Raw genomic sequence first — 10,459 nt, 5'->3', positions numbered from 1 at the left:
TTATGCGGGCTTTGTTCATCGTTTCACCAAAATGCATGCTCAAAATTGAATATAAATCGCTACTTTTGTAGTGGACCCTGGGGTTTCGTAACATGGTAATAATGTGGTAGTTATATACCTTTAAGTTACGAAATTTCCGGGGCTTTTGCAATATAATTAATTGATAATCAACATATTAAACCCGACAATTTCAAAAATTGTCATATACTAAGATGTGAATTGAAAACCATAGTTCCTTCCAGGCATGTACTGCCGGGTTATCTCGTTTACGGTCTCATCCCTGGAGTTTTTTGCAAACTGGGAGTATGTAATCTTCTCAGACAGGACATCGCGGATATAGACTCTCAGTTCTGCATGTTCCCCGAAGTTCTTGGCAACTGTCAGATCGATGAGATTTCGTGGCATTTCATAGCTGTCGGGAACTCTTGCGTTCTGTCCATCACCTGTTGTGCCCTCTGATCGCCCTACTCCGATGATTCTTTTACCGATGCGGTTGTAGAGCAGCGAAGCGGAAAGGCCGATCCTGGAATTCCTGTAGAATAGTCCAGTGTTCACCAGATAGGGTGACTGTCCCTGCATCGGTCTGTCCTGGTTGAGGGATCCCTTTTCAAAAATGACCCTGCTCCTTATGGCAGCACCATTGAATGACCAGACAAAGTCCTTCAGGCCAATGAAGTCAAGAGATTTTTTCACTTCTATCTCAAGGCCGTAACTGGATGCCCTCTGTGCATTCATGTATGAATATACCAGATCGGTTCCGCCAGCGACGGTATAAGTCCACTCGATAGGATTCTTGAAGTGCTTGTAGAACAGGGCGACGCTCACCAATTCGCCCGTAGACGGGTACAGCTCGTATCTGAAGTCTGCATTGTCGATATGACATGATTGCAGGTCTGGATTTCCCTGCACGTCTGAGGCAAGATCGAAATCATAATACACGGATGAAGACACTTCCCTGAACTCGGGTCTGTTGATGGATCTTCCATAGGAGAGTCTCAACTGGTGTATTTCATTGATTCTGTATGTAAGGTTGAGCGATGGGAAGAAGTCGCTGTCAACTGTATACTTGCTGGACTTCCTGATCTCGTGATTGCTCAGGTTCGATATGAGTTCCATCATGTTGTATTCATATCTTACGCCGGCGTATATGTCAAGTCTCCTGACTGGAACCAGCACTGCCAGATATCCGGATGCGAGGATATTGTTGCCGTCATAGTTGTTGGACAGCTGGGGATACTCGAACAGTGAAAGCTTGCCGGGACCCCTATAGGAGTCTTCACTGAGAAGTTCGGGAATATCCATCCTTCGGAAATCGGCAGGGAGATCATTTGCCCTTGGATCCCAGTTGAACAGCTGGTCTCTCGTTGTATAGGATCTTGTTCTGAACTCTGCGTACAGTCCCGCCTTGATGACGGGCATGATCTTTCCGATCGACATCTCCAGCCTGTCATTCAGACCGAGAGAGCCGATATGCTCACGCAAAAGGGTGTTCTCGATGTTTATGTCGTTCGATGCTGCCAGTTCAAGTATGCGCTCACTGTTCAGCGCGTCGCTGATGAGATACCTTCGACGGTCAGGCATATGTCTGTCTGCATAGGAATATCCCGCACTCCAGTCGATGGCATTGTTCCCGAACCCATGAACTCCCGTTATCTGTGTACTGTATGAATTCCTTATCCTGGTATAGTACTCGGCACTGTTCTCAATGTCATTCTGGGCGCTGATTCCTTCTCTCCATGTATATCTGTCATTCAGTATGCGGTTGAAAAGATTCTTCCATTCTATTTTCGATCCTCCCGATGTGAGAATCGTCAGGTTGAGCAATGAGCCTATCCTTTCGTTCCGGTTGTACTGGTCGTCGGTGGAGTGCCTCAGGTAGACGCTTGTATCTGTTTTCTTGTCAAAGAGGCTGAACAGATTGTTGGACATTCCAGTGTAGGTCCGGTACTCATTCGAATAGGATACAGCACCGAGAATCCCGAGCCTGGCTGCACCGATATTCCTGCTCAAAGCCCACTCTGCGCTTCCTTTGGCATCTCCGAATGGCTTGAAGGTACGGGTGTACCAGTTCCTGGAATTCTTTGAGATGAACTGCCTGAAGGCTGATCTGTCATTCCAGTTACCGCCGACTGACAGGGACAGGAAATCCTTCTCCGGAACATCCTTTGTCTTGATGGAGATGAATCCTCCGCTGAAATCTGCCGGATACTCGGGTGTCGAAGACTTTATTATCGATATGTTGTCTATCTGGGAACTCGGAATGATGTCGAATGAAAAAGCTCTCGAGTCAGCTTCTGAACTTGGTACGGCACCTCCGTTCATCCAGACGTTGTTATATCTCTGAGACAAGCCTCTCACCATAACGAACTTGTCGTCAATGATGCTGACGCCGGGAATTCTTCTTATCACCTCACCTGCATTGGAATCCTGGGACCGTCGGATCTCTTGTGAGGAGATGTTGCTTATCACAACATCACTTTCCTTGAACATGGAAATTGCAGCCAATTCGGAATCTGTTACCCTTGAAGCAACTATGCTGGAACTTTCGAGCAGTTCGTCATTCCACTCCATCTCAACAAGGATACCGCCTCCTGTCAGATCATCTGATGCCGTGACATTTTCAATCTCCTTGTCCTTATATGTGATATATTTCACAAGAATAGTATAGCTGCCCTTCTCAAGACCGGAAATCCGGAAAGCGCCATCAAGGTCACAGACTGCTGCCTTGTTGGCAGATACGATCTGAACTGTTGCTCCAGGCAGTGGTTCCTGTGTGTTCTTGTCGACAACATGACCTCTGATTTCTTCAGCGTTTGTCAGCGCAATGGAAGCCATCAGCCCCAATAATGTCAGGAGCACCTTCTTCACCATCATAATACATGCTTTTGTTTTCACGGCGGCAAAACTACAGCAAGCATGTTTCGATGTGATGTAGTATGTGTTATGATTACGTTAAACGCACATACCGGAACGCAAGAACAGCGCAGTCTTCGCCCGGAATAATGGCGCGAGCGACAAAAATCGGATGATTTTTGTCGCTCGTGACAGGTTGTATGGGGTTTTTGCTGTCGGCTAGCCGATCATTGCGGCGAGCTTGCCGGCAATCTCGAGGAAAGCAAGGCCGTCAGGACGTGACGAGAGAGCTACCGGTTCGCCGGAGTCTCCGCCTTCCCTGATGCTCTGGACGATAGGGACCTGGCCGAGAAGAGGAATCTCGTACTTGTCCGCCATCATCTGGCCGCCGTCCTTTCCGAAGATGTAGTACCTGTTCTGCGGAAGCTCCTCCGGAGTGAACCACGCCATGTTCTCCACGAGACCGAAGATAGGCTTGTTCACATTCTCGTTGCGGAACATGTTCACACCCTTCTCGACATCGGCGAGAGCCACTGCCTGAGGAGTGCTGACGATGACGGCACCCTCGAGAGGAATGTCATGGACGAGGCTGATATGGATGTCGCCCGTTCCCGGAGGCTTATCGATCAGAAGGAAGTCAAGCTCACCCCAGCGAACCTGGAGTATCATCTGCTTGAGAGCGTTGCAAGCCATAGGGCCACGCCAGATGAGAGCCTGCTCAGGTCTGGCGAAATAGCCTATTGACATCCACTTCACGCCGTACTTCTCGATAGGCATGATCACTTCCTTCTCACCTTCCTGGTAAGCTTCTGGCTCAGCACCTTCGGTGCCGGTCATCTTAGGTACGGACGGTCCGTAGACATCTGCATCTGCAAGGCCCACTCGGTATCCCATGCGGGCAAGAGCCACTGCGAGATTCACTGCCACCGTAGACTTGCCGACGCCGCCCTTTCCGGAAGCGATTCCTATGATGTGCTTCACATTCTCGATCTCCTCAGTTCCGAGGTCGAGACCAGGCTTCTTCTTCGGAGCCTCATCCTTCACGATGGTCTTCACCTCAACCTCGGTGCCCTTAGGACAGTTGCGATAGAGGGAAGCCTTAGCGCTGCCGATGAGATACTCGGCGAGAGGATCACGGTGCTTAGGGAAAGCGAGGGTCACTGAGACCTTTCCCTCCGTGATCACGATATTCTCCACCATACCGAGGGCGACGATATCCTTGTCGCCCTTTGCAGGATGCTGCACCTCGGTAAGGTATTTCCTGATTTCGTTTATTTCCATTACTTGACGAGATTCATTTCATCAATGAGCCAGCCGGCTCCACCGAACTTGTCGATGATGAAGAGGACATAGCGGATGTCCACGTTGATACATCTCTGGAGGTCAGGCTCGAACATAACATCGCTTGACATTGACTCCCAGTTGCCGTCGAATGCGAGGCCGAGGAGCTCACCGTCCGCGTTCATGACAGGGCTTCCGGAGTTACCGCCGGTGATGTCGTTGTTGCTGAGGAAGCAAGCAGGCATCTGACCGTTAGGCATTGCATACTGGCCATAGTCCTTAGCCTTCCAGAGCTCCTTGAGCTTTGCAGGAACCACGAACTCCCAGTTGTCCGGATCTTCCTTCTCCATCACACCGTCGAGAGTGGTGTAGTGGCGGTAGAGCACTGCGTCCTTAGGAGAGTAAGGCATCACGTGACCATAGGTCAGACGCATGGTGAAGTTTGCGTCAGGGTAGCTTGGCTGACCCTTTCTCCACTCGAGGAGACCTGCGGTGTATGCCTTCTGGGCTGCGTCGAACTCTGGGTTTGGAGCACGGTCGATGTAGTATGTGCCATAGACGATCTCCATGGCAGCATTTGCGAATGCCACTGCAGGATCGTTTGCGATGGTGGTGGAATCAGCTGCAGAGAGCTTCTCCCATGAAGTGATGACGGTCTTGTCGAACATCTCATCGATGTCGATGTCGCAGTCGAATGCGTACTCAGGAAGAGAGTGCGCCTTGTAGAAAGCGACGAGAGCCTTAGCCTCATCCCTGTCGAGAGCTGCGCAATAGTCCTTGTAGAGAGGCTCGAGCCTGTCGAGACGGCCAGACTTGGCGATGGTAGCCATCTGGACGAGTTCGATCTGGTAGAGAGACTCATAAGCGAGGGTGAACGCCTCATGGTTCACGCGGGCGTCGAGAATACCCTTCTTGAGAGCCGGAATAGCTGAACCGTATGCCTCCTGGCGCTTTGGCTTTGCTGCTGCCCATGCAGAGAACTCGGCCTCCTGCTGCTCGGTACGCTCGATGATTCCAAGCTTGTCGAACGCGAGCTTCATGCCCTGCCACTTCTTCCAGCCGTTAGAGCTGCTTGAGTACTTGCTTGCATACTGGATCTTCACTGCCGGATCTGCGAGCATGTAGTCCATCATGATGTCCTGACGTACGGTGCGGGCTGCGATGCGGATGTCGTTGGTGCGGATCTGCTGCTCGAGCTCAGGAGAGGTCTGGAAACGGGTAGTGGTTCCAGGGTAGCCCATGATCATGGTGTAGTCACCCTCCTGCACGCCCTTGAGCGAGATCTTGAGAGACTGCTTCGGAGTGTAAGGGACATTGTCCTTCGAGTAAGGAGCAGGGTTGTTGTTCTTGTCCGCATAGATACGGAACATAGAGAAGTCGCAGGTGTGACGTGGCCACATCCAGTTGTCGGTGTCAGCACCGAACTTACCGATTGATGAAGGTGGTGCACCTACGAAGCGTATGTCGGTGTAGGTCTTGTAGACGATGAGATAGTAGACATTCTCATTGTAGAAGCTCTCCACCTCTGCATGGCACTCAGGCTGATCCTTCTCCACTGCCTCGACGAGGTCCTGGAAAAGCTGAGCGAGAGCCTGCTGGACGAGTTCCTCTGAATTAGGGGCGTCCTTGAGCTCCTTGCGGAACTTCTTCTCTGCCTTCTCTATCACGTTGGTGATGTCGGTCATGCTCTCGAGGAAGGTCACAGAAAGACCGTCGACAGGGAGCTCCTCGCTCATCCTCATTGCCCAGTAGCCGTCTGCGAGATAGTCGTGCTCCACGGAGCTGAGCTTCTGGATGCTGGCATATCCGCAGTGGTGGTTGGTAAGGAGAAGACCGTTGTCAGAAACGACCTCACCGGTACATCCGCCGCCGAACTGGACGATGGCATCCTTGAGTGAAGAGTGGTTGATGGAATAGATCTGGTCAGGAGTGAGACGGCAACCCGCCTCCTCGAGAGCCTTGGCATTCATCTGCTTGAGAAGAGGAAGGAGCCACATTCCTTCGTCAGCCCACGCAGAGCCTGCAGCGATAAGCAGCGCCGCTGCTGCGCAAATAATCTTTTTCATATAGTTCAGTTGTTGTATTTCATACAGTTGTCCACCGGATTCGAGTATATCGCCAGGAGCAGGTCTCGGAGAGTCTCCAGCTCATAGCTGTCATATTTCATAAGCTTCGCCAGATGCTCCCGGAAGGCCGCCTTCTGCTGAGGAGTATACCTGTCGGAGTGCAGTTTCTGACCATAGCGGATGTCGTGCGCGATCCAGTTGTTCGGATAGAGGTGGTATCCGGCATATATCCTCTGGTCTATCAGAGCCGCGATCTCCCTGTTGAAGGCGCTGCTCGTGAGACCGTCGTAGCGAAGGAGATCTTCCCTGCCCACAGGCTCGCATATGCTGAAATGGACGCGACCCTTCGGTGCCATGATTCCCGTGATTATGCTGTTCAGGTCCTCTCCCGGCTTCTTGGTATACGCTCTCTTCGAAGACTCATAGAGCTCGAGCACCTTCAGGATGTCGCAAGGCTCCCACTCATAGGACACGGCGACAGGAACTATGTTCAGCTCTGCCAGCGACTCTATCTTGTCGTCCGGACGGCTGAGTCCGAACATCTTGACTATGCCCTGATCGGTCTGGTCGTTTCCGTTCTTGGTCCTTCCGTTCCTCTGCGCAATCCAGACGGACTGCCTCTTTTCCGTGATCGCATGCCTGATGTACTCGGAAAGATGTACGGAAGAAAGGTAGAACTCCCTAGGATTTCCGCCCCTTTCGACCCTGAACATCTTGTTGGACTTGCCTATGTCCACGACGAGCTGAGTGGTCATGAGATTGGCTCCGAAGGTGATCTCGCTGGTCTCCATACCCTGGTCGACCAAAGCCTTCTGGAGCAGAGAAGCATCCAGGACTATGTCCCTGTGGTTGGAGACGAACAGGTACTGCTTATCCTTATCCAGTTTCTCAAGACCCGTGACGGTGAAGCCCTGAGTACTGTTCCTGATTATCTCCTCATGGGCCTTGTACATCACTATCTTCTGGAATTCGTCCGTAGTGGTGAAGCTGCGCACCATCGCACGGAGTTCCTCGACATCCCTTCCTGGGAACACGAAGGACGCGACGATGGGGAAGATGCTGCTGTCGGCAATGCGATGCATCGCGGCAGGAATTTCCTCCTCGTAGTAAGGCCTTATATCGTCGAACTTGGTATCCTTCATGCTATTTCTTTCTTTCGTCTATGAATTTCACAGGCTTGCGTGACTTCGCAGGGAAATTGAGCTTCTGTACTTCCTCGACAGGGAGTATCTCGATCTGCGGAGCGACCCTGATACGGGAGCGGAAGCGGTCCTTGAGATCCTTCACCACGTCGAACGCCGGCTGATGGCTGAGTCCCAGCTTCACGACCACGTCGTCCGTGCCGGCCTCGCTGTCCCTTACGACCACCACATAGTTCTGCACATATTCCGCATTGTCGAGCACATCGTTCACCGCTGGCGGATAGAGCGTCGTACCCTTGAGCTTGATCATGTTGTTCTTGCGTCCCACAAGCGGGGTGAGGCGGTATGACCATCTGCCGCAGGCGCACTGCTCAGTCCTCTTCGCGGCTATGTCTCCGGTACGGAAGCGAAGCAGAGGCATGCCCTCCACTCCGAGGGTGGTGACCACGACCTCGCCCACCTCACCGTCGGGAACCGGCATGTCGTCGTCGCCGATGATCTCCACAATGATGAGTTCCGGATGGACATGTCCACCCATTCCATGCTCGCACTCGGAGAAGGTTGCACCCATCTCTGTCGACGAATATGTGGCAAAGAGGTCCACGTCCCACTTCTCCTTGATCGACCTTCCGAGAAGGTTGAGCTCGAAGTTCTGGTCGCGCAGGCCCTCGCCTATGCCTATGATCCTGCGTATGCTGCTGTTGCGATAGTCGATGTCATGCTCCTCGGCATACTGGATGAGTCTGAGTATGAACGAAGGCACGCACATGATGGTGTCCGGCTTGAGACGACGGATGGTGTCCCACTGAAGCTCGGGGATACCGTTGCCCACGCGGATGACGCTTGCTCCGAGCTCACGTATTCCGAGGAAGTACGCGAGTCCCGCCATGAACCTCTTGTCGAGAGTGGTCATCAGCTGCACGACGTTGCCCGGACGGAGGCCTGCGCACTCGAAGGACTTCTTCTCGTTGAATGCGAGCCTGCGAAGGTCCTTCTCGGTACACCCGAAGGTCACGGGGTCACCGAGGGTGCCGGAAGTAGTCACATAGTCGATCACCGCAGACTTGTCGCAGCAGAGGAAATCCTCGTTGAAGAGCTGCAGGTCCTTCTTCTCGGTGAACGGGATCTTCACCAGATCCTCAATGTGGCGTATCTTGTCGATATCTATACCATAGCTGTCGAACATGCGCTGGTAATAGCGAGAGTGGCCCTTGAGGTACACAAGGGCTTCGCGAAGGAGTCCTTCCTGGAACTCCTTGATCTCTTCGGGCTGTCTGAATTCGATATCCAACATAATAAGGGGTCAAAGTTAAGGATTTCTTTTGATAGAAGATTAATTAACTTTGCAGTGCAATGACCCGAGTATCCTCATATATTTCCATAGCGCTCCTAAGCTTGACCTTATCTCTCCCTTCCTATGCGAAGCCGTCCAAGGACCTGAGGCAGAGAGAGAGCATAAGGATATGGGAGGGAAGCCGCTGCCACGCCGGCGGAGTGACGCTCACGCCATACCTGCCGGACGGGGAGGCGAAGACTGCCGTGATAATCTGCCCCGGAGGAAGCTATTTCTGGCTCGACGAACAGAGCGAAGGCGCTGATGTCGCACAGTGGCTCCAGGACGAGGGCATCGCTGCCTTCGTACTCCGCTACCGCACCGCAGGTGGTTTCAGTTTCGCAACTGGCGCGCGGGTCCTCTATGGCGGCAACAGGCATCCTGACATGCTCTGCGACGTCCAGAGGGCGATCCAGCTGGTCAGGGAGAACGCTGCAGATTTTGGAGTGGATCCTGAACACATCGGGGTCATGGGCTTTTCGGCGGGAGGCCATCTCGCGATGTCTGCCGGAGAATATTTCAGTACCAATTTCATGTCCCGCTACGGCATAGAACCGGAGGTTTCCCTCAGGCCTGACTTCTGTGTCCCTATCTACCCTGTCGTATCGCTTACCGAGGAATATGCCCATGCAAGGTCACGCAGGGGGCTTCTCGGGGAGTACAAGAAGAACAGGCAGGACATGCGCGATTCCCTCTCTCTGGAGAAGCATGTCAAGGCAGACACCCCACCGACCTTTCTCCTGAACTGCGTCGACGACCCGGTAGTGGACTACCGCAACTCCGAGATTCTCGATGCCGCCCTGACTGAAGCAGGAGTCCCACACCTGTACACCCAATACTCTGAAGGCGGTCACGGATTCGGGGCCACGAAGGAAAAGCAGGGGGCTGAGACCTCTGCATGGCACGATCTGTTCATATCCTGGCTTCGCAGGATTTTCTAAGGCAAATAGCTGAGATTACGCGGAAGGGCGAATCCACCCGGAACCGGAGACAGGCAGCGGGAAGCCGTCAGCCTCTTCTCCTCGTCTTCCTCATGAGCCACGATTTCCAGATCAGGATAGCTCAAGGCAAGAAGCAGGGTCACCGCTCCATATCCGCAACCGGCAAGCTCGACCTTTCCCGGAGCAAGCGAAACGAGCGAGATGCCCTCTGGGAGCTCTGTTCCCGAAAGAAGCGCAGGCAGGTCGATGCCTGAGCCCGGATGCCTCAGCCCGTCGTCCGAAGACTGAGCCGAATGGCAGTCGCAGAGACTCGCATAGAAGGTCTCGGCATTACTTGCGAGAGCTGGGTCACAGATCGCCCTGATCTGGCCGTCGAAGGCCTCGAGGGTCGCCACGGAGCTTCTCGAGAGAGCCGAGCGACAGGCAGCAGCGGCCTCCGTTCCCTTATAGAGATACTGATAACGTACGTATGGTATCCAATACTCGAGATTCTCACGCTCCCTACGCACCCTTGCATACTCAGCAGCAAAGTCTGAATGGAAGCAGCGGGTGACTGCGCGCCAGTCCATGTCCTGGCCCATGATGCCCTCGGAAGCACCGTATTCGGCTATGCATGCATGCGCGATGCGCTTTCCGACCTCCATGTACAACGAGCCCTTGCGGAGCATGAAATCCTGCTTCGGCAGCACGTTCCCGAATCCATGGATATAGATGGGAACGACGTCGACGCCGAGCTGGTGGGCCAGCATGAAGGCACCGCGGTGGAATCGCTGGACGCCCGTGCAGTCCGTGTTCCTCGTGCCCTCAGGGTATACGAGCACCGAATAGCCGCGCTCGACAAGG

7 protein-coding genes are annotated in these 10,459 nt (G+C 53.2%); 1 reads left to right on the top strand and 6 read right to left on the bottom strand.

The window, feature by feature from the left end:
- Window positions 1–207: 207 nt before the first annotated feature.
- The 5 genes from AC06ND_RS08610 to flxY all read right to left on the bottom strand — a co-directional run bounded on the left by AC06ND_RS08610 (window position 208) and on the right by flxY (window position 8,636).
- The gene (locus AC06ND_RS08610) at window positions 208–2,874 is read right to left on the bottom strand and encodes a TonB-dependent receptor (protein WP_475678573.1); all 2,667 of its coding nucleotides are present in this window, start codon (window positions 2,872–2,874) and stop codon (window positions 208–210) included.
- 198 nt (window positions 2,875–3,072) lie between these two features.
- Window positions 3,073–4,134 (bottom strand): Mrp/NBP35 family ATP-binding protein, encoded by a 1,062-nt coding sequence (locus AC06ND_RS08605; RefSeq protein WP_475678572.1) that lies wholly within the window; start codon window positions 4,132–4,134, stop codon window positions 3,073–3,075.
- Window positions 4,134–6,200, bottom strand: coding sequence for a S46 family peptidase (locus AC06ND_RS08600; protein WP_475678571.1), 2,067 nt, complete (start codon window positions 6,198–6,200; stop codon window positions 4,134–4,136). Before AC06ND_RS08600 ends, AC06ND_RS08605 begins: the two co-directional genes overlap by 1 nt.
- A 5-nt stretch (window positions 6,201–6,205) precedes the next feature.
- Window positions 6,206–7,342: a 1-acyl-sn-glycerol-3-phosphate acyltransferase gene (locus tag AC06ND_RS08595; RefSeq protein WP_475678570.1), complete on the bottom strand. Its 1,137-nt coding sequence runs from the start codon at window positions 7,340–7,342 to the stop codon at window positions 6,206–6,208.
- A 1-nt stretch (window position 7,343) separates the two neighbouring features.
- Window positions 7,344–8,636: a flexirubin biosynthesis putative acyl-CoA ligase FlxY gene (gene flxY / locus AC06ND_RS08590; RefSeq protein ID WP_475678569.1), complete on the bottom strand. Its 1,293-nt coding sequence runs from the start codon at window positions 8,634–8,636 to the stop codon at window positions 7,344–7,346.
- Window positions 8,637–8,695: 59 nt separating this feature from the next.
- On the opposite strand from flxY, the gene AC06ND_RS08585 reads away from it, so the two are divergent.
- The gene (locus AC06ND_RS08585) at window positions 8,696–9,616 is read left to right on the top strand and encodes an alpha/beta hydrolase (protein ID WP_475678568.1); all 921 of its coding nucleotides are present in this window, start codon (window positions 8,696–8,698) and stop codon (window positions 9,614–9,616) included.
- On the opposite strand, the gene AC06ND_RS08580 is transcribed toward AC06ND_RS08585, so the two are convergent.
- On the bottom strand, window positions 9,613–10,459 hold an 847-nt coding region (locus AC06ND_RS08580; RefSeq protein WP_475678567.1), incomplete at its 5' end, for a lysophospholipid acyltransferase family protein. The two genes, AC06ND_RS08585 and AC06ND_RS08580, sit on opposite strands and share 4 nt — an antisense overlap.

Source organism: Candidatus Cryptobacteroides sp. (assembly GCF_056207615.1).
This window is presented reverse-complemented; position numbering and strand designations above follow the sequence as displayed.

Coding starts and splice junctions, on each gene's coding strand:
- AC06ND_RS08595 (WP_475678570.1), bottom strand. CDS start 7,342: ATGAAGGATACCAAGTTCGACGATATAAGGCCTTACTACGAGGAGGAA.
- AC06ND_RS08600 (WP_475678571.1), bottom strand. CDS start 6,200: ATGAAAAAGATTATTTGCGCAGCAGCGGCGCTGCTTATCGCTGCAGGC.
- flxY (WP_475678569.1), bottom strand. CDS start 8,636: ATGTTGGATATCGAATTCAGACAGCCCGAAGAGATCAAGGAGTTCCAG.
- AC06ND_RS08605 (WP_475678572.1), bottom strand. CDS start 4,134: ATGGAAATAAACGAAATCAGGAAATACCTTACCGAGGTGCAGCATCCT.
- AC06ND_RS08585 (WP_475678568.1), top strand. CDS start 8,696: ATGACCCGAGTATCCTCATATATTTCCATAGCGCTCCTAAGCTTGACC.
- AC06ND_RS08610 (WP_475678573.1), bottom strand. CDS start 2,874: ATGATGGTGAAGAAGGTGCTCCTGACATTATTGGGGCTGATGGCTTCC.